Origin of the sequence: Nocardia sp. NPDC050378 (assembly GCF_040655675.1) — a bacterium.
GTDB lineage: Bacteria > Actinomycetota > Actinomycetes > Mycobacteriales > Mycobacteriaceae > Nocardia > Nocardia coubleae.
Genome location: NZ_JBFAKI010000018.1, coordinates 1 through 19,028, shown reverse-complemented (window position 1 = coordinate 19,028; position 19,028 = coordinate 1). Strand labels below are relative to the sequence as shown.

Annotated in this window: 21 protein-coding genes; 4 read left to right on the top strand and 17 right to left on the bottom strand. The window is 68.9% G+C overall.

Features of this window, described 5'->3' with window-relative positions; all coding sequences use genetic code 11:
• Positions 1-253: 253 nt before the first annotated feature.
• From AB0I35_RS27450 to AB0I35_RS27440, 3 genes are read right to left on the bottom strand one after another with little or no spacing between them, the layout of a single operon-like run.
• Positions 254-766 (bottom strand): hypothetical protein, encoded by a 513-nt coding sequence (locus AB0I35_RS27450; RefSeq protein WP_357399228.1) that lies wholly within the window; start codon positions 764-766, stop codon positions 254-256.
• Positions 763-1,740, bottom strand: a complete 978-nt coding sequence (gene hemB, locus AB0I35_RS27445; RefSeq protein ID WP_357148548.1) for a porphobilinogen synthase — start codon at positions 1,738-1,740, stop codon at positions 763-765. Before hemB ends, AB0I35_RS27450 begins: the two co-directional genes overlap by 4 nt.
• Before the next feature lie 42 nt (positions 1,741-1,782).
• A complete protein-coding gene (locus AB0I35_RS27440) occupies positions 1,783-2,025 on the bottom strand; it encodes a hypothetical protein (RefSeq protein ID WP_357399226.1) in 243 nt (80 codons plus the stop codon).
• On the opposite strand from AB0I35_RS27440, the gene AB0I35_RS27435 reads away from it, so the two are divergent.
• The gene (locus AB0I35_RS27435) at positions 2,015-2,296 is read left to right on the top strand and encodes a hypothetical protein (protein WP_067485858.1); all 282 of its coding nucleotides are present in this window, start codon (positions 2,015-2,017) and stop codon (positions 2,294-2,296) included. The genes AB0I35_RS27440 and AB0I35_RS27435 overlap by 11 nt on opposite strands.
• Positions 2,297-2,352: 56 nt before the next feature.
• Here AB0I35_RS27435 and AB0I35_RS27430 read toward each other — a convergent pair whose 3' ends face one another.
• The 5 genes from AB0I35_RS27430 to AB0I35_RS27410 all read right to left on the bottom strand — a co-directional run bounded on the left by AB0I35_RS27430 (position 2,353) and on the right by AB0I35_RS27410 (position 7,837).
• Complete coding sequence (locus AB0I35_RS27430) at positions 2,353-3,924, bottom strand: bifunctional uroporphyrinogen-III C-methyltransferase/uroporphyrinogen-III synthase (RefSeq protein ID WP_067641909.1); 1,572 nt, start codon at positions 3,922-3,924, stop codon at positions 2,353-2,355.
• On the bottom strand, positions 3,921-4,955 hold the full coding sequence (hemC, locus tag AB0I35_RS27425) for a hydroxymethylbilane synthase (protein WP_067484929.1): 1,035 nt from the start codon (positions 4,953-4,955) through the stop codon (positions 3,921-3,923). The genes AB0I35_RS27430 and hemC overlap by 4 nt, the downstream gene beginning before the upstream one ends.
• A gap of 58 nt (positions 4,956-5,013) precedes the next feature.
• Positions 5,014-6,408, bottom strand: coding sequence for a glutamyl-tRNA reductase (locus AB0I35_RS27420; RefSeq protein WP_357399225.1), 1,395 nt, complete (start codon positions 6,406-6,408; stop codon positions 5,014-5,016).
• Positions 6,405-7,349: a redox-sensing transcriptional repressor Rex gene (locus AB0I35_RS27415; RefSeq protein ID WP_357399224.1), complete on the bottom strand. Its 945-nt coding sequence runs from the start codon at positions 7,347-7,349 to the stop codon at positions 6,405-6,407. The genes AB0I35_RS27420 and AB0I35_RS27415 overlap by 4 nt, the downstream gene beginning before the upstream one ends.
• Before the next feature lie 206 nt (positions 7,350-7,555).
• Positions 7,556-7,837 carry a glutaredoxin family protein gene (locus AB0I35_RS27410; protein WP_225278504.1) on the bottom strand — a complete coding sequence of 94 codons (282 nt, stop codon included), beginning with the start codon at positions 7,835-7,837 and terminating at the stop codon, positions 7,556-7,558.
• A gap of 183 nt (positions 7,838-8,020) precedes the next feature.
• Here AB0I35_RS27410 and AB0I35_RS27405 point away from each other — a divergent pair, with 183 nt between their 5' ends.
• The gene (locus AB0I35_RS27405; protein WP_225279203.1) at positions 8,021-8,950 is read left to right on the top strand and encodes an HAD-IB family hydrolase; all 930 of its coding nucleotides are present in this window, start codon (positions 8,021-8,023) and stop codon (positions 8,948-8,950) included.
• A 137-nt stretch (positions 8,951-9,087) separates the two neighbouring features.
• Here the strand turns inward: AB0I35_RS27405 and AB0I35_RS27400 are convergent, their stop codons facing one another.
• The 9 genes from AB0I35_RS27400 to AB0I35_RS27360 form a co-directional block, all read right to left on the bottom strand.
• Positions 9,088-10,104, bottom strand: coding sequence for a lysophospholipid acyltransferase family protein (locus AB0I35_RS27400; protein WP_357399223.1), 1,017 nt, complete (start codon positions 10,102-10,104; stop codon positions 9,088-9,090).
• Positions 10,101-11,186: an NAD-dependent epimerase/dehydratase family protein gene (locus tag AB0I35_RS27395; protein WP_357399222.1), complete on the bottom strand. Its 1,086-nt coding sequence runs from the start codon at positions 11,184-11,186 to the stop codon at positions 10,101-10,103. Before AB0I35_RS27395 ends, AB0I35_RS27400 begins: the two co-directional genes overlap by 4 nt.
• 186 nt (positions 11,187-11,372) lie before the next feature.
• A complete protein-coding gene (locus AB0I35_RS27390; RefSeq protein ID WP_003402602.1) occupies positions 11,373-11,474 on the bottom strand; it encodes an AURKAIP1/COX24 domain-containing protein in 102 nt (33 codons plus the stop codon).
• A gap of 201 nt (positions 11,475-11,675) precedes the next feature.
• Positions 11,676-11,939, bottom strand: coding sequence for a helix-turn-helix domain-containing protein (locus AB0I35_RS27385; RefSeq protein WP_225278502.1), 264 nt, complete (start codon positions 11,937-11,939; stop codon positions 11,676-11,678).
• Between the two features lie 162 nt (positions 11,940-12,101).
• Positions 12,102-12,920 carry a pyrroline-5-carboxylate reductase gene (proC, locus tag AB0I35_RS27380; RefSeq protein ID WP_357399221.1) on the bottom strand — a complete coding sequence of 273 codons (819 nt, stop codon included), beginning with the start codon at positions 12,918-12,920 and terminating at the stop codon, positions 12,102-12,104.
• 34 nt (positions 12,921-12,954) lie between these two features.
• Complete coding sequence (locus AB0I35_RS27375; RefSeq protein ID WP_357399220.1) at positions 12,955-13,818, bottom strand: thioesterase family protein; 864 nt, start codon at positions 13,816-13,818, stop codon at positions 12,955-12,957.
• A gap of 81 nt (positions 13,819-13,899) precedes the next feature.
• Entirely contained in the window at positions 13,900-14,757 is an 858-nt protein-coding gene (locus tag AB0I35_RS27370) for a sugar phosphate isomerase/epimerase (protein ID WP_357399321.1), read from the bottom strand.
• A 31-nt stretch (positions 14,758-14,788) separates the two neighbouring features.
• Complete coding sequence (locus tag AB0I35_RS27365) at positions 14,789-16,516, bottom strand: hypothetical protein (RefSeq protein WP_357399218.1); 1,728 nt, start codon at positions 16,514-16,516, stop codon at positions 14,789-14,791.
• Entirely contained in the window at positions 16,506-17,492 is a 987-nt protein-coding gene (locus AB0I35_RS27360) for a Ppx/GppA phosphatase family protein (RefSeq protein ID WP_357399217.1), read from the bottom strand. Before AB0I35_RS27360 ends, AB0I35_RS27365 begins: the two co-directional genes overlap by 11 nt.
• 120 nt (positions 17,493-17,612) lie before the next feature.
• Here AB0I35_RS27360 and AB0I35_RS27355 point away from each other — a divergent pair, with 120 nt between their 5' ends.
• Positions 17,613-18,413 (top strand): hypothetical protein, encoded by an 801-nt coding sequence (locus tag AB0I35_RS27355; protein ID WP_357399320.1) that lies wholly within the window; start codon positions 17,613-17,615, stop codon positions 18,411-18,413.
• A 55-nt stretch (positions 18,414-18,468) separates the two neighbouring features.
• A complete protein-coding gene (locus AB0I35_RS27350; protein ID WP_357399215.1) occupies positions 18,469-18,798 on the top strand; it encodes a hypothetical protein in 330 nt (109 codons plus the stop codon).
• The last annotated feature ends 230 nt before the right edge of the window (positions 18,799-19,028 follow it).

Here is a 19,028-nt window from a genome sequence, read left to right as displayed (position 1 = left end):
TGCGATCCTGCCAGGACCGCGAGCGAGCGCGGGGCCTCGGGTCAGACGACGCTGGGTAGCAGCACGAGGGCGATGGTGGTCAACCCGAGCAGCACGAGCAGCCCGATCACCAAACAATCGCGCCGCAGACTGTGGGGTTGCTCGATCACCACGCGCATCGTTGCCTCCGCTCCCCTGGCAGCACCATTACTGCCACTGTGTGACAATCCTCACCATACACGGCGGCGCGTCAGCGGCCAATGGGGCCTGTTGTTCATCTCCGGTTCGTCTGGAAGTACCCGGCGGAGTCGGGTCGGAAACACAGGTACGCCGCGCCGACGGCGAGCACACCCTGCACGATCGACGTGCCACCACTCACCATCGCGGCCACACCGGTGTCGCCGGAGAAGCTGAACATGGTGGCGACGGCACCGATCCCCAGCCACACCGCGACCACCGTCAGCACTGTGCGCGCCCAGTTCTTACCGCGCCCCAGCTGATGGGCGACAGCGACGGTGACGCCCGCCAGCAGCACCCCGACGATCGCGGTGAGCACGAAGGCCGCCGTCACCATCAGATCGACGGTCGAGGCGGGGATATTCGGGTCGCTCTTGTGCATTTCGTCGAGAAACTGCTTGCTGAGCTCGTCGCGCTGCCCGCTCATGGCGGCCACGCTCGCGGCCGTGTACACCACGCCGAGGCCGGCGACGGCGAACCACAGCTGCTTGGCGGTGCCCACGTCCTCGGGCATCGGACGGGATTCCGGTTTGTTCGGTGGAACGATCACGACAGCCAGTGTGCGGCCTCGGTCGCCCAGTAGGTGAGCACGATGTCCGCGCCCGCCCGCCGGATGCCGACCAGCGATTCCAGCGCGGCGGCACGGCGGTCGATCCAGCCGCGCTCGGCGGCGGCGGTGATCATCGCGTACTCGCCCGAGATCTGGTAGGCCGCGACCGGGACGGTCGAACGGTCGGCGACGTCGCGCAGGATGTCGAGGTAGGACATCGCGGGCTTCACCATCACGATGTCGGCGCCCTCGGCGAGGTCGAGATCGAGCTCGCGCAACGACTCACGGCGGTTGGCCGGGTCCTGCTGGTAAGTGCGCCGGTCGCCCTCGAGCGACGAACCGACCGCCTCACGGAACGGGCCGTAGAACGCCGACGCGTACTTGGCGGCATAGGCCAGGATCGCGGTGTCGGTGCGGCCGACGGCGTCGAGGCCGCGCCGGATCGCGCCGACCTGGCCGTCCATCATGCCGCTGGTACCGAGCAGGTCGGCCCCCGCCTCGGCCTGGGCGAGTGCCATTTCCACGTAGCGGTGCAGGGTGGCGTCGTTGTCCACGGCGCCGTCGGTGCCGATCACGCCGCAGTGGCCGTGATCGGTGAACTCGTCGAGGCAGGTGTCGGCCATGACGACGGTCGAGTCACCGACCTCCTCGGCCAACGCGCGCAACCCGCGGTTGAGGATGCCGTCGGGGTCGCTGGCCTGGCTGCCGGTGGCGTCCTTGTCCTCGGGCAGCGGCACACCGAACAGCATGAGACCGCCCACGCCGGCGGTCACCGCCTCGACGGCGGCCTTGCGCAGCGAGTCGAGCGAGTGTTGGTACACACCGGGCATCGAGCTGATCGCGCGCGGTTCGTCGATCCCGTCGGCCACGAACATCGGCAGCACCAGGTGGCGCGGCTCGAGCGTGGTTTCGGCGACGAGCCGACGCAATGCGGGTGTCCTGCGCAACCGCCGCGGGCGGTCGAAAGCGGTCATAGCCCGCAGAATACGCCTGCGTCATACGGCCCGCACCGGCGCCTACACCCCGCCGGACGGGCGGCTGCGTTCGCCGAGAATCTGCTCGAAGGTCGCGAACACCGGTAGCGGTCCGGCCGAATTCCCCATCTGGTCGGTGAGCAGGATCGCGGTCACCGGCCCGTCGTTGGTCCTGCTCGCGCGACAAAACTTGTCGGTGCCTCCCGATACAATCGAAAGCGTGTTCGAGGATCGCGCCGCACACAGCGCGATCCGTTCGCGAGGGAGGACGCCGATGAACGCCATTGCCGCACAACGAAAGACCTTCATCACCGAGCCCTACGTCCCGCTGGAGAAGAAGCGGCTGCCCGCCGGCCGTCCGCGCCGCTGGTACATCGCGCACAACCGCAGGCTCAAGGCCATGCGGCTGACCATCGCCCTGCTCGATTCCGGTGTGTACCTGCCGAATCAAGCGACCAACGACACGATCCGGCGCACCGCCGAGAAGATCGACCTGCGCGCGCCGTCGGATGCCACCTGCCGGCTCGTGCGCACGCTGCTGCGCTACAGCCGATGACCCTGATACGCCGAAAGCCCGCCGTGACGGGCGGGCTTTCGGGGTATCCGCGACGGCTAGCGGCTGCTGCTGCGGCGGCTCTTCTTACGCGGCGGCGGCAACAGACCCTCGGCGCGCAGGCGCGACGCGTGCTCGGCCAGCGCCTCCACCAGTGGGCCGACCTGCGCGGTCTCGGGCTGTACGTCCACGCGCAGACCGAACTCGATCGCCGTCTCGGCGGTCTTCGGGCCGATACACGCCACGATGGTGCGCGCGTGCGGCTTACCCGCGATACCGACGAGATTGCGGACCGTCGAGGACGAGGTGAACAGCACCGCGTCGAAACCGCCGGTCTTGATCATCTCGCGGGTCTCGGCGGGCGGCGGCGACGCACGCACCGTGCGGTAGGCGGTGACGTCGTCGATCTCCCAGCCGCGTTCGCGCAGGCCCTCGGCGAGGGTCTCGGTGGCGATGTCGGCACGGGGCAGCAGCACCCGGTTCACCGGGTCGAACACGTCGTCGTAGGGCGGGAAGTCGGCGAGCAGGCCCTCGGAGGACTGTTCACCGCTCGGCACCAGTTCGGGGTTGATGCCGAAGGAGCGCACCTTCTCGGCGGTCGCCTCGCCCACACAGGCGATCTTCACACCGGAGAACGCCCGCGCGTCGAGACCGAACTCGGCGAACTTCTCCCACACCGCGCGCACCGCGTTGGTGGAGGTGAACACCACCCACTGATAGCGGCCGTCGACCAGGCCCTTCACCGCGCGTTCCATCTGCGCGGGGCTGCGCGGCGGCTCGACCGCGATGGTCGGCACCTCCATCGGAATGGCGCCGTGGGTGACGAGCCGTTCGCTCATCTCACCGGCCTGATCCTTGGTTCGCGGCACGAGCACGGTCCAGCCGTACAGCGCCCGCGACTCCCACCACGACATCTTCGAGCGCTTCTCGACCTCTTTACCGACCGTGACGACCAGCGGGCCGACCAGCTCGGAAGCGGCATTGTTCAGCGAGGCGAGCGTGGCCTCGATGGTGCGCTGCTGACGGGTGGTGCCGCGCACGGTCACCGCGACCGGGGTCTGCGGGGCCAGCCCGTGCTCCACCAGCGCGCTCGCGGTCTCGGCCAGGTGGCCGGAGGTGGCGTGCAGCACCAGCGGGCCGGGAGCGGCGGCCAGTGCGGCCCAGTCCACTTCCCCACGCACATCGGCCTCGGTGTGCCCGGAGCCGAGCGCGATACCGGCGTAGCTCGGCACCGCCGAACCGTTGGGCAGGCCGGGCAGCACCTCGAACACCATGTGCGAGCGGGTGACCGCGTTCACCTCGTTGATCACCGAATCGGTCGTCAGCGGGTCGCCGGTGACGATGCGGACCACGTCGTGGCCGTTGCGGGCCTCGGCGATCAGTGTCTTGGCCACCTCGGCGGGTTCGCCGAGCGCCGGACGCACGTCCACCGGACGTTCACCGTCCTCGCCCGGTTCCACGGCCACGCCGATGAGGGCGAGCACACCCTTGTCCACATCGGGATCGGTGAACGCCAGCGTCGCCCGCTCGAGCACCTCGCGGGCGCGCACGGTCAGCAGGGCCGGGTCGCCGGGGCCGGATCCGACGAAAAGGATCCGCCCGGGTTGCTTCTTGGTGGCTCGGCTGCTCATCGGTTGTTCTCCATCGGGCTGGAATTAGGGAAGTCTGTGGCGGGCGCGGGCTCATCGGCGACGCTCAGCAGGGCGCGGGCACCCAGGTCGAGCAGTTCGCGGGCCAGCGTGCGCCCGAGTTCGGCGGCGTCCTCCGGCGCGCCGACTATCGAAGCCCGCAACACATCGGAACCGTCGATCGCGGCGGCGCAGGCACGCAGCGACAGTTCCTCGAAGATCCGGCCGTCCTCGTCGATCGACTCGACGACCTCGGCGAGCGCCCCGATCGGCGCGGTGCAACCGGCCTCCAATTCGCCGAGCAGCGCCCGTTCGGCTTCCACCGCGTATCGGGTCGGTGCGTCGTCCAGACCGGACAGCACCTCGATCAGCTGCGGGTCGTCGCTGCGGCACTCCACCGCGAGCGCGCCCTGGGAGGGAGCGGGCAGCATCTGCACCGGCTCCAGTGATTCGGTGATGGCCTCGGTGCGCCCGATCCGGCACAGGCCGGCGCGGGCGATGACGATGGCGTCGAGTTCACCCTCGCTCACCTTGCGCAGCCGGGAGTCGATGTTGCCGCGCAGCGGGAGGATGTCGAGACCGAGTCCGAGCGCACGCAGCTGCGCGGCACGGCGCGGCGCGGAGGTGCCGACCTTCGCGCCCGCGGGCAGCTCACCGAGCACGAGTCCGTCGCGGGCGACCAGCGCGTCACGCGGGTCCTCACGGGGCGGGATAGCGGCGATGGTGAAACGCGGGTCCTGCGCGGTCGGCAGATCCTTGTACGAGTGCACCGCGATATCGATACCGCCGAGAGCGAGCTCGTCGCGCAGTGCGGAGGTGAACACGCCGACGCCGATCTTCTGGACCGGGTCCGACGACAGATCGCCGGGAGTTTTGATCACGACCAGTTCGGCGGGCTGGCCCGCCGCGATCAGGGCGTCGCGCACGGTGCCCGCCTGGGTCAGCGCCAACAGGCTGCCGCGCGTGCCGATCCGCCAGGGCGCACGAGTGCTTCCTGCGGTCACGGTGTCCTCTTCCTGCACTGTCGTGGTCATGATGTGCCCTTCTTCGCACGTCCGGGCTTCGTCTGGTTGTGTGTTACGGCGCGGGCGGTCATGCCGACTGCCCATCGCCGAGGTGTCCCGCGGTGAAGTCGTCGGCCAGCGCGGGCTCGGCCGCGGCGACCTCCATGGGCGCGGCAACCGCTTGCACCGCACCGGGTTTCAGTTCGAACAGCTCGCGCAGCGCCTCGGCGTAGCTGTCACCGCCCGGCGTGGACGCCAGCTGCTTCACCCGCACCGTCGGCGCGTGCAGCAGCTTGTCGACGACGCGGCGCACGGTGCGCGCCACTTCGTCGCGAGCCGGATCGGCCAGGTCGGGCAGCCGCGAGTCGAGGCGGAGCAACTCGGCCTCGACCACTTCGGCGGCACGCTGACGCAGCGCGGCCACCGTGGGGGTGACCTCGGCCATGCGTTGCCCGGCAAGGTATTTGGTGAGTTCGTCGGCGACGATCGCGCGGGCGGCGGCGGTGTCGTCGGCCGCGGCGCCCGCGGCCGGATCGCGCTGCAGCGACTCGATGTCGATCACGACGACACCCGGCAGCCCGGCCACGGCGTGTTCCACGTCGCGGGGCAGGCCGAGGTCGCAGAACACCAGCGGCCGTTCGGCCGCACCGGCGTTCGCCCGGCCCGCGAGGGCCCGGTGGGTATCGGCCAGGGTCACCACGGCCCCGACCGCGCCGGTACAGGTGATGACGACGTCGGCGCCGGCCATGGCGTCGATGAGCCCACCCGTCTCCACCGCGACGGCGTCGACACCGTGCATGGTGCGCCCGGTCTCCGCGAGCCGCTGCGCACGATCGAGCGTGCGGTTCACCACCACGATGCGGCCGATGCCCGCACGCGAAAGATGCGCCACGGCAAGGCCACCCATGGCACCCGCGCCGAGGACCACAGCGGTGCGCCCGGTGAGGTCGCCGATCACGCCGCGCGCCCGGTCGAGCGCGACCGAAACAACGGAGGCGCCTGCTCGGTCGATCCCGGTTTCGGCATGCACACGTTTGCCGACGCGCAACCCGTGCTGGGCCAGTTCGTGCAGGGTGCGGCCGACGGCCTGCTGGTTGTCGGCGCTGGCGTAGGCGCTGCGGATCTGGCTGAGCACCTGCTGCTCGCCCACGACCATCGAGTCGAGCCCGCTGGCCACCGCGAACAGGTGCTCGGCGGCGGCCTCGCTGTAGCGCACGTAGGCGTGCCTGGTGAGGTCGGCGAAGGCCATCCCGGAGTGTTCGGTGAGCAACTCGCCCACCACGTCGAGGCCGCCGTGGAAGGCGTCGACCACCGCGTACACCTCTACGCGGTTGCAGGTGGAGACGATCATCGCCTCGGACACGTGACTCGACTCGAGCAAGCGGTCGACCAGTTTGGGCCGGTCGGCCTCGCTGACAGCCACCTTCTCCAGCACCGAAACGGGGGCGCTGCGATGGGAGATCCCGACAAGCAGAATGCTCATGACTGCACCTCGCCCGGTTCGGTCACGCGCGCACGCGCGCCTGCCTGTTGGTTCGCTCGCTGACGCTCGCTCATGGGGTGATCACCGATCCCTGGGTGCTTGGCTGGCGTTGCCGCATGCGGGTTGGCCGAATGCGGCGCGGTGCGACGCGGCGGCCTGCCGCGCGCCGGTTCGACCGGCGCGGGGTGATTGAGGGCGGGATGGTTCTGCGGCGGCACCCGGCGCGCGACCCGTCCCGAGCTCGCGTGGGCGACCTCGGGCAGCGGCGGCGCGTCGTTGCGGGCGGCGTCGAAGGACAGCATCTGCAGTTCCATCGCCAGATCCACCCGGCGGATCTGCACGTGCGCGGGCGCGCGCAGCTCGCACGGGGCGAAACTCAGGATCGAGAGCACCCCGGCGTCGACGAGCCGGTCACACACGTCCTGCGCGGCTTCGTCGGGGACCGCGAGCAATGCGATCGTGGGGGCGAGCGCGGGAATCTGGGCGACGAGCAGCTCGACATCGCGCACGACGAGACCGGCGTACGACTGACCGACCACCGCCGGATCGTTGTCGAAGATGCCGACCACGGTGAAGCCGCGTACCCCGAAACCGCCATAGCCGACCAGGGCGCGGCCGAGGTTGCCCGCACCGATCAGCACCACCCGATGTCCCTGCGACAGACCGAGCACGTCTTCGATCCTGGTGCGCAACTTGGCTACGTCATAGCCGACACCCCGCACACCGTTGGGTCCGAGGAAGGAAAGATCCTTGCGCAGCTTCGCCGAATTGACACCCGCCGCGACAGCGAGTTCCTCACTCGATACGATGGCAACACCGGAGTCGGCCATGCCGGCCAGAACTCGGAGATAGGTAGCAAGACGAGTCACCGTGGCCTGCGGGATATCCCGCGCGAGAGCCTTGCCGGAGGCGCCTGTCGGCGTCTCGTGCTGCTCTGTCACGTCGTCGGCTCCTCGTTCCGGGCCTGATCGCGGTCCGGTACCTGTCGTTGCTTCACCGGTTGTGGGCCGCTGCGTCTCGAGGCAGCGACCGGTGCCATGGGGGGCGTACAAACCCGATCACCACCGCTGCTGAAGGCGGCGGTGCGGATTGCGTGCCCCCACCGTAACCGCTTGTGCAGGCGTTCACAAAGTCGGTGAATTTGGCCTCATTTTCGCTCGCGACCAGCGAAACGGCTCAGATCGGCCCGCAAACGTGGCTCGTCGACGTCGAAATAGCTGTGTTCACGGCCGTCCAACAGCACAACGGGGAGCCGATCGCCGTATTCGGCACGCAATGCCGGGTCGGTTGCCGCGGCTTCGTCGACGTCGACGGTCTGTACCGGGAGACCGAAATCACCACAGATGGTCTCCAACTGGGCGAGTGCGATGCTGCACATTCCGCAACCGGCGCGCGTCAACAGGGTCACGGTTGGTGTGGGATTCGTCATGGCTCTTATTTAATCCCCGGGCTCGCCGCGGCATGTCGGCGAATCCGGTTACTGTGGACATGTTCGCGCGACTAGCGGAGGGTACTGGTGCCGGAACGTTCGAAGGTGACTAGGGCCGGATTCGTCGCAGGGCGATTCGGCGAGTTCCCTGCGCGGTGGCAGCCCAGCCGCCTGGGCCAGGAACTGCAGGAACAGTTCGCGCGGCTGCCGCGCAGCCCGTTCGGACCGAGCGAGGAGGAGCTGCGCGCGAATCTGGCCGGTGAGGCCAGTGCCGATGCCGCTCTCACCCTGCACGACGCCGAACTGGCCGAACAGGGCACCGACGCGGGCCCCGAGGTGCCGCGCGACCTCACCGCCGCCGCGTTCTTCGACGTCGACAACACCCTCGTGCAGGGCGCCTCGATCGTGCATTTCGCGCGTGGACTGGCGGCCCGCAAGTATTTCAAGACTTCCGATCTTGTCGATGTCGCCTGGAAACAGGTGAAATTCCGGGTCACCGGCAAGGAGAACTCCTCCGATATGGCCTCGGGCCGGGAGAAGGCGCTCAGCTTCATCGCCGGTCGGCCCACCGCCGAGCTGGCGATGCTCGGTGAGGAGATCTACGACGAGATCATCGCCGACAAGATCTGGCCGGGCACCCGCGCGCTCGCGCAGATGCACCTGGACGCGGGTCAGCAGGTGTGGCTGGTGACCGCGACTCCGGTGGAGCTGGCGAATGTGATCGCCAAGCGGCTGGGCCTCACCGGTGCCCTCGGCACCGTCGCCGAGAGCGTCGACGGCAAGTTCACCGGTCGCCTGGTCGGCGACATCCTGCACGGTCTCGGCAAGGCCCACGCCGTGCGCACCCTCGCGATTCGTGAGGGCTTGAATCTCAAGCGGTGCACCGCGTACTCCGACAGCCACAACGACGTGCCCATGCTGTCGCTGGTCGGCACGGCCGTGGCCATCAACCCCGATTCCGACCTGCGTGAGGTGGCCAAGAACCGGGGCTGGGAGATTCGCGACTTCCGCACCGGGCGCAAGGCCGCCAAGATCGGCGTACCGACCGCGCTCGCGCTGGGTGCGGCGGGCGGCGCGGTCGCGGCGGCGGTCGCCCGCCACCGCGAGAAATAGCTTGCCCGCCTCTCCGAGAACTCAGGCCAGACTCGGGTGCGGGGCAATCTGCGTCGGCGGCCAGACCAGGGTGGCCGTTTGGTCGGCCCGTCCCCGGTGAGTTACCCATGTACTCACTTGCTACCCGAGGACCCTTGCTACCCGAGGACCGGGTTGCGGCGTTTCGCCAGGAGCTTGTACAGCGTTTGCTGGATGGTCTCGCGCACTTGGTCGGTGACGTCGAACATGGTCATCGGATCGTCGGCTTCCTCCGGTTCGAACGCCGTAGTCGCGATCGGCTCGCCGAACTCGATGTACCACTTCGACGGGACGGGGATCGCGCCGAGCAGACCGAGGTGGGGGAACAGCGGGGTCACCGGGAAGTACGGCAGGCCGAGCAGCCGGGCCAGCGGCTTGATGTCGGCCAGCTTCGGGTAGATCTCCTCGGAGCCGACGATCGAGACCGGGATGATCGGCACACCGGTGCGCACCGCCGCCGACACGAATCCACCGCGCCCGAAACGCTGCAGCTTGTACCGGTCGGCGTAGTTCTTGCCGACACCCTTGAAGCCCTCCGGGAACACCCCGGCGATGTGCCCGGAGCGCAGCAGCCGTTCGGCGTCGGGATGGCAGGCGAGGGTGTGCCCGGCCTTGCGGGCGAGCGCACCGAACACGGGCAGCTCGAACACCAGGTCGGCGGCCAGCAGGCGCAGCGCGCGGTGGGCGGGATGCTTGTCGTGCACGGCCAGCTGCAGCATGAGTCCGTCGAGCGGAACCGTGCCCGCGTGGTTGGCGACGAGCAGCGCGCCGCCGGTGGCGGGAATGTTCTCGATCCCGGACACCTCCACCCGGAACCAGTACTCCGACAGCGGCCGCAGCGCGGGCAGGATCACCGATTCGAGCAGGTGCTTGTCGTAGCCGAATTCGTCGATCTGGTAGTCACCGGTGAGCCTGCGCCGCGCGAATTCCGCGGTGCTCTCGATCTGCTTGCCGAGTGCGTCACGCAGGGTTTCCGACAGCGACCGCGGCGGCCGGGTCGGCATGCCCGGCCGATGATCGCTCAGGGCGGTGACGGGGGTGGGTTGGACCGGAACGTCCGGTTTACGCCGGGACGACGGCCGGTGCCGGGTCTCGACATTCACGTCGAGACGAATGACTTTCGCTCCTTCGTTCATGTGTGCGCTCCTGAACCGGCCCCGATGAGGCCGAGCAGTTTGTGTTCCGCGGCGTCGATCCATGCCGGATCGAAGACGGGCCGCAACGCTGCGCCCGCGATGAAGTCGTCGAATGCCTGGACCGTCGTCCAGCGCGGGGTGAAGCCGAGTTCGGTTCGCATGCGGGTGGTGTCGAGACCGCAACCGAAGTAGAAGTAGTCGGGTTGTTCCCCGCTGAAACCGCGCATGACCGGGCCCATCAGGCTCCGGCCGACGGTGCGGAAGACAAAGAGGGGTACCGGGGCGGCGATGCGCCCGGCCCGGCGGATGGCCTGCGACATCGCCAGCGCGCCGTCTCCGGCCACGTTGACGGTGCCACCGTGGGCGCGGGAGGCGGCGTGCACGAGTACCGCCACCGCGTCCTCCTCGTGCAGCAACTGCATCCGGGCTTCGCGCCCGAGCACGGTCGGGGTGATCGGCGACCGCAGGTATTGCACGCCGCTGTCGGCCAGCCGGGGACCGACGATCGGGGCGAGCCGCAGAATCGACGCCGACATATCGGGCCTGCGCCGCGCCATCGCGCGCACGAGCGCCTCGATATCGATCATGTCGCGGGCGAACCATCCGGCCGGTGGCGTGCGCGCACTCATTTCCTCGGTGAACTTCGCCGGGTCCTTGGCGCTGCAGCCGTACACGGCCGACGACGAACGCACGACGACGCGGCGCACCGATTGCGCCTTCTGGCACACCGCGAGCAGTTGCATCGACCCGAGCACATTCAGGTCTTTCATCACCGGGCGACCGCCGCGCGCCGGTGGGCGGGTGAGCAGGGCCGCGTGGACGACGGTATCGACGTTGTTGTTCTCGACGACCTTGCGGATCAGCGGATTCCTGATGTCGGCACGCACGAACTCGGTGCGGCCCAGGCGGCGGCGCACCTCGCGGCCGGGGGGCATGGTGTCCACCGCGATGACCCGTTCGACACCGGGATCGGCGGCGAATCGGGACGCGATCCGGCTACCGAAGTAGCGGCTGGCACCGGTGACCAGCACGACTTTCGGTTCGTGGCGTTCCCGCGTATCGGAACCCTGACCTGACCCCACTCAAAGCCCCCTGCTTCTCATGATTTCCGCGTACCAGAGTAGCCGCATTCGCGCCACCCGCCGACACGATCTACCAGCTTTTAACGAGGACGACCCGTTATCGCACAGCGAGATTTACAAACCGGGGCATTTCACAGCGAGAGCCCGTCACCTCGAAAGGTGACGGGCTCTCGCGGGCACGCAGGCTTACTTGCCGAGTTTGCGCCGCTGAACACGTGTGCGGCGAAGCAGCTTACGGTGCTTCTTCTTCGACATACGCTTGCGGCGCTTCTTGATCACAGAACCCATAGGGTTTCCTCGCGTTCTCTCTACTCGGCATGCACACGCGGTGTCGCGTGCGTCGTCTGGTGCCCGCGCCGCCGGGGCGCACCGGACACCACGAAGCGGTGCCACCGGCAGGCGGACACGAACCGATTGTCCATGCTACCGGGACACCAGAGCAGCGACGAAACCGCAGTACCCTTGGCGGCTGTCGCCGCGGGTTTCAGCTCATCCGGCGTCGAAGTACGACGTCTCCAGGTAGTCGTGCACCGCCTTCGCGTGCACCCGGAACGAGCGTCCGACCCGCACCGCGGGCAGTTCGCCCGAATGCACGAGCCGGTACACCGTCATCTTCGACACCCGCATGAGATCGGCGACTTCGGCGACGGTGAGAAACTGTGTGCCACCGCCGATCACCGGTTGCGGAGTGGCACCGACTCGTGGAGCGGGTGACCCCGATCCACCGCCGGACGCCGGTGAATTACTGGACATTCTGTTCGCAGACATCATGGCACCATTGACCTCCGGCACGTCCGCGCCGCCGGCTTCCCCACCGGCGGAACAGACACGCACGTGCTTCTACGAGCTTAGCGGTGCCAGTGGGATTACTGCGACGGGTGTGAGAAATCGGTTATCGCGCCGGGCGCCCGCGTGTCATTCGCTGGACGTGCCCTGTTCCACGGATCGACGCTTGGCGGCCTGCAATGCCTCGATGAAAGTCGACCGAATCGCGCCACGTTCGAGTTCGCGCAATGCCGCGGCCGTCGTGCCGCCGGGCGAGGTGACCGCCGCGCGCAGATCGACGGCGTTCTGCCCGCTCTCGTCGATGAGCGCGGCCGAGCCGATCATGGTCTGTACGACCAGTTCGGTGGCGACCTCACGAGTGAGGCCGAGGCCCACACCGGCGTCGATCATGGCCTCGACGACGAGGAAGAAATACGCCGGACCCGACCCGGAGACCGCGGTGACGGCGTCCATCTGCGTCTCCGGCACCGTGACGACCTTGCCGACGGCCTCGAGCATCTCCCCGACCAGTTCCAACTGCTCGGGATCGGCGTAGCGGCCAGGCGCCTGCACGGACATGCCCTGCCCCACCAGCATCGGGGTGTTCGGCATGACCCGGACCACAGGGAACCCGGCCGGTAGCTTCGATTCCAGGTGGCTGGTCGTGATGCCCGCGGCCAGCGAAACCAGCACCTGCTCGCGGCCGCTGTCGAGGTCGGCTTTGGACAGGTCGGCGAGTACCGAGTCGACCACGGTCGGCTTCACCGCGAGGACGACGATGTCCGCCCCTACGACGGCATCGGAGGTCGATGCGCTGACTCGCACCTTGAACCGCTCGGCCAGCTGCGCGGCGCGGGGGGCGTGCGTCTCGACGACGACCAGATCCTTGGGCGCCCGACCGGCTTCCAGCAATCCGGCGACCAGCGCCTCACCGATCCGCCCACCACCGACAACAGCAATTCTCGTCATGTGGCCAAGGTTAGTGGTGGCGTGGCCGCGATTGTTACTTGGCGGGGATCAGTGCCAGTTGGCGGCTCTGGGCGACCACCGCACCGGTGGAGTCGAGGACCAGTTGGTCCTCGTCGAACATGCGCTCGCCGACTTCGCGGGAGGTGGCGATGACGCGCAGCCATCCGGGTGCCGGGACGCGACGCAGGTAGGTGGTCATCTGGACCGTCGGCGACCAGCCGAAGTGGCCGAGGTTCATCGGCACCGGCGGGCTGATATCGGCGGCCATCATCGCGAAGGCGGCGCGGACCAGGGGGTCGGCTTCGTCGCCGTCGAAGGGGCGGATCCACAGTCGCAGCCGGGGATCGCCGGTCTCACCGCGCAGGAATTCGCCCCAGGTGGGGTCGAGCAGGACGTGCGCGCCCTGGCTGACGTGGACGATCTTGCCCATCGGCGAGTCCGGGGTGTAGCGGAGCGCGGTGTCGGTGGGTTCGGCGGGCATATCGGTGTCGGGGCCGCTCCAGCGGGTGGCGGTGGCGTCGAGGTGGCCGAAGGTGAACGCGGTGCGCACCAGCGTGCGGTCGTTCTGGATCAGCTCGGCGTCGACCAGGCAGATCTGGCGGCCCTTCTTGCGGATGTGCACCACGTACTCGACCTTGCCGGGATCGGGGGCGCCGAGGAAGTCGGAGCTGGCCGCGATGGGCGCCATCCGGGCGTAGGAGGCATCGGCCTCGGTGAGCCATCGAGTCGCCGCGGCGGCGCTGGCGGCCACCATGGTGCCGCCGTGCACCTTGGGGCCGATGGTCCAGGTGGGTTCGATGACACCGGCGTAGCGGCCGGTTTCGGCATCGGTGGTGGTGAGCTCGGTCAGGTCGATGACCTGACTGAACGGCGCGTCGGTCGCGAGTTCTCGCGTCATCGTCACTCCTGGTCGCGGTGCACTTTCGTACAGCGTACAAGCATGGTGCCGCTCGGCATATTCCCGAGTTCGCCGCGATGGTTACGGCAGGTCGGCGTGGCGGGGCTGCGGGTCGGGCGTGGCGCCGGTGAGGTGACGGCGCGCGAATTCGAGCGTGCGCGCCAGCAGGACCGAACGGGCGGCCGTGGTCCGCGCGTTCTGGGTGTTGATCTCGGCGACGGCGTGACCGCGAAAACCCGTGTCCACCAGGTATTCACACAGTTGCGCGCACGGCTGGGTGCCGTCGCCGGGGACCAGGTGCTCGTCGTGGGCGGCGCCGCGCCCGTCGGCCAGATGCAGGTGCACCAGGCCCTCACCCATCCGCCGGGCCAGCTCGAGCGCGTCGGTTCCCGCCGTCGCGGTGTGCGACAGGTCGAGGGTGTAGTGGTCGAAACCGGTATCGGTCGGGTCGTAGGACGGGCTGAACGCGCTCACCGCGCGCCCGGGCCCGGCGCGGCGTTCCAGCCTGCGCACCGCGCCCTCACGGAACAGGGTGTCGGCCCGCATCGGGAACATGTTCTCCACCGCCACCTTCACCGGGTGGTGCGCCTCGAGCTCACCGACCTGCTCGGCGAACCCCCTGGCGTAGCGGCGCTGCCAGCGAAACGGCGGATGCACGACCACGGTGTCGGCACCGAGCGCCTCGGCCGCGCGCACACTGCGTTCCAGCTTCGCCACGGGGTCCGCGCCCCAGACCCGTTGGGAGATCAGCAGACACGGCGCGTGCACCGCGAGCACCCGGACGCCGTAGCGCTTGGCATAGGACTGCACGGTGTCGATGTTCTGGCTGGCCGGTTCGGCCCACACCATCAATTCGATTCCGTCGTAACCCAATTCGGCGGCATAACGGAACGCCGCCTGGGTGTTCTCCGGATAAACCGACGCCGTCGACAGCCCGATCTCGATGTTCCCCACGGCCCACTCCCTGTATTCAGCTGGTACTGAGGAGGAAGGCTAGCGGTCCGAGCGTCACGAAGACGCCGACGATGACGGCGATCACCGTGCTGAAGATGTCGTCGGTGCGGCGCAGCACCCGAACCAGCGCGACCAGACCCAGGATCACCACCATCGCCAGCGCCAGCGCCACCCAGGGCAGCGTCTCCCACATCGTCTCGAAACCCTTGAACAGCAACATGCCGGCAACGGCCGCACCGGCGCTCTGCGCGCCGAGCATCATCCACTCGCGGCGATGATCGTCTGCGGGCGCTTTGGCCGTGAACCGGGAGATCCTGCCACCCGCCGCCGACCGATTGCGCGACGACGCGACCCGGCTCTTGGCACGGGACCTCGCGCGGCCCGCCACCTTGGCCGCGGCGGCCTTGGTCGCGGCCCGCCTGCTCGCCCGGCTCGGTTTCGGCTCGGGCTCGTAGTCGTCGTCCTCGTACTCGTCGTAGTCGCCGTAGTCGGTGTCGGAGTAGTCGTTGTCGGCGTAATCGCGGTCGGTGTAGTCGGATTCGGCGTAATCGTCGGTCGCCGGTTCGACACCGCCGAGGCGATACACCTCGGTGCGCGCGTCGGCGGTGGCGTCGATCTCGGCGCGCTGACGCAGCAGATCGGCGGCCACCGAGTCACCGGCGAGCAGCGGTTGTTCCTGGCTGATCGGCGACCAGGCCGCCGTCGGGAGACCGCCGCTTTCGGGCGCCTGATCCTGCGCGGGGCGATGCCTGCGGGCCGACCACGACGGCAGACCGCCGCCCTTGCCCGCATCGCGTCTGCGCTCGAGCGACGGACGCGGGTCGGCGGGGGCTTCGGGTGCGGGGCTGTAGGCCTGCGTCGGCGGCGGGTAACCGTTCGGCGCCGGGTACCCACTGTCCCTGCCGTTGAAAGCCTGCGGTTCGTAAGCGGGCGGTTCGTAGGGCGTCGGCTCGACGCTCGGGTGGTTCTCGAATCCGAGATCCGGGAAGGCGTTGAAGCCGGGGGTCTGGCCGGGACGACCCATGAACGCGCGCGGCGCGTCGATCCCCGACTCGTGCAGCGAGGCCGCGTACCCGCTCGCGGCGGGCGGTTCGGCGGCTTCCTCCGCGGCCTCGGCGGCACGGCGACGCGCGGCCCGGCCCCCGGTGACCGGCGGTGCGGAGGGTGCGGCCGGTTCCGGAGACTGGGGTTCGTCGTCGGCCTTGCGGCGACGGCCACCGCCGACGGCGGGCAACGCACCGGAACCGAACATCTCGGCGATACCGGGGTCGACGGGTTGCGCGGTCCCGCCGGGCACACCGAGCCTGCCGTTCTGGCGGGTGTCGCGGGCTTCGGCACGGAAGGGGCCGAACGGATCGGAGCCGGACCGGGACGCGGTGGGCGCGAGGGGGTCCGCGGTCGGATCGAGGCGGGTGATCGGGCCGGAGATCGGTGAGTACGCCGGTTCGGCGGGGCCGGGCGGCGGATACGGCGCGGGCTGTTGGCTCGCGGGCGGTTCGTAGCTGGGCGGTTCGTAGCTCGGTGGTTCGTAGCTGGGCGGTTCGGGCGGGGTCTCGGTGGGCGCGGCGTGTGAGCGGCCGCCCGTCCGGACCACCGCGTTCTCACCGGTCAGGTCGGTGACCGAGACCCCACGACCGCTGCGGCGGCGCCTGCCGCCACCGGAGGACGGCGGCGAACCGCCCTGCGCACCGTTGCGCGCGAGCAGTTCGGCTACCGAGAGCTGTTTGGAATCCTCACCACTCATGCTGTCTCCCTACCGGTTCCACCGGCGGCATCGCCACCGGGCCACCCCCGTTGGGTTCGGTATCGAGTTTGCGCAGGATCAGCCCTTCGCGCAGCGCCCAAGGACAGATCTCGATGCTGTCGAGCGATAACGCCCGCATACTCGCCTCCGCGACCAAAGCCCCGGCCACCAATTGCTGGGACCGGTCCGAACTCACACCTTCCAGTTCCGCGCGATCCGAGGCGGTCATCCGGGAGATGAACGCGATCAGCTGGCGCAGACCGGAGCTGGTCAGTGTACGGCGCACCCGTGGGCCCGCGGCCGAGGGTGCCGCTCCCGTGAGCCTGGCCAGCGAACGGAACGTCTTCGACGTGCCGACGGCGAGGTCGGGTTTTCCCGCTTCGATCAGGGTCTTGGACGGGACGACGAGTTCGGCCTCCAGCCAGTCGCGCAGGACAGCGACCTTGCGCTTGCCCGGCGGATCGTCGCCTAACCATTCTCTGGTCAGCCTGCCCGCGCCGAGCTGCAGCGACAGCGCGACATCGGGCTCCTCGTCGCCGCCGTTGGACATCTCGAGCGAGCCGCCGCCGATGTCGAGGTTGAGGATGCGCCCGGCGCTCCAGCCGAACCAGCGGCGCACCGCGAGGAACGTCAGCCTCGCCTCGTCCTCGCCGGAAAGCACCCGCAGATCGACCCCCGTGCTCGCCCGCACCCGGGTGAGCACTTCCTCGGAATTGGTGGCCTCACGCAGGGCGGACGTGGCGAACGGCATCAGTTCCACGCACTTGGCCTTGCGGGCCAGGTCGGCGAATTCGGTGATGGTCGTGATGAGACGCGCCTCGCCCGCCTCGGTGATCCGCCCGTCGCCGTCCATGTTCTCCGACAGGCGCAAGGCCGCCTTCGACGAGCTCATGGGCATCGGGTGTCCACCACGATGCGCGTCCACCACCAGCAGGTGAACGGTATTGCTTCCGACATCGAGAACACCTAGCCGCACTCCGAATACGGTACTTGGTGATCCGGGAGTACAGGGCAGGCGACTGAACTGTTAGCGTCAGAACTTGTGACCGAAGGCGAAGGCCCCATCGCGCAGACCGGGCTCCGACCTGGGCGGAAGATCGATCCGGCCCCGGAAGTCGAGCTGGATTTCCCGCGCGAGTGGATCGAGTTCACCGACCCAGCAAACGACGAGCACCAGATCGTCGCCGACCTCACGTGGCTGCTGTCGCGCTGGTCGTGCGTGTTCGGCACCCCGGCCTGCCAGGGGATCATCGCCGATCGTCCCGACGACGGGTGCTGTTCGCACGGCGCGTTCCTCGCCGACAAGGACGACCGCAAGCGCCTCGCGGGTGCCGTGAAACAGCTCACACCGCAGGACTGGCAGCTGATGGGCGAGGCCACCGAAAAAGGCAAAGTCGTCAAGAAGGGTTATCTCGAGCTCGACGAACTCGAGGACGAACCCGCCCTGCGCACCCGCCGTTTCGACGGTGCCTGCATCTTCCTCAACCGTCCCGGTTTCGCCGCCGGCGCCGGCTGCGCACTGCACATCATGGCCGTGCGCAAGGGCATCGAACCGCTCGAGGTGAAACCGGACGTGTGCTGGCAGCTGCCGATCCGGCGCACCCAGGACTGGGTGGAGCGCCCCGACGGCGAGCAGATCCTGCGCACCGTCGTCACCGAGTACGACCGCCGCGGCTGGGGTCCCGGCGGCCTCGACCTCGACTGGTACTGCACCGGCTCCCCCGACGCACACGTCGGCGCGAAACCGGTCTGGCAGTCCTACGCCCCCGAACTGCGCGAACTCCTCGGCGCCCCCGCCTACGAGGAACTGGCCAAGCTGTGCCGCCGCCGCGAGGGGCTCGGTCTGATCGCGGTGCATCCCGCGACCGTGGAAGCCGAACGCCTGCACGGCGACTGAGCGGTTCATCTGCGCGACATCACCGCGTCATCGCCGTGCGGTTGGATCGCTGCTCATGTCCAAGAAAGCGCTCTACCTGGCCACCCTGGCGCTCGGCGCCACCCTGACCACGACCGGCCTCGCCCACGCCGAACCCAACGGCGATCCGGCCGCGTACGCCGACTTCACCTCGAGTTTCGTGAGCTACACCGATCCGGCGGCCATCGACGCCGCCAAGAACGGCAAGTACATCATCGCAAGCACCCAGGGGACGTCGACGACTATCGCGTGCCGGGGCAACGGTGCGGACGTGGAGATCTACGACTGCATGCAGGAAGACGCGTATGGGTGGGTTCCGTTGAAGAAGATGGATACTCCGCTCGGGGTGGTCTGGAGCGCTATTTAGCCGTCGGGGATGGCGTCACCGGGGTGGCGCCATTCGGGGGTTGGTCGGGGTGTTTGCGGGTGCACGGCACCACTCGCGTCCGCCGGCCAGCCGCACGGCACCATCTCGGCGTTTTGTGCACCACAAAAGGTATTGGGCTGTGTTTTTGGAGCGCTGGCGCGCTCGAGCGCGGCCCCTGGAGGGCCGCGAGTTAGGCGCCGTTGCTCGCGCTTCGCGCATGCGCAACGGCG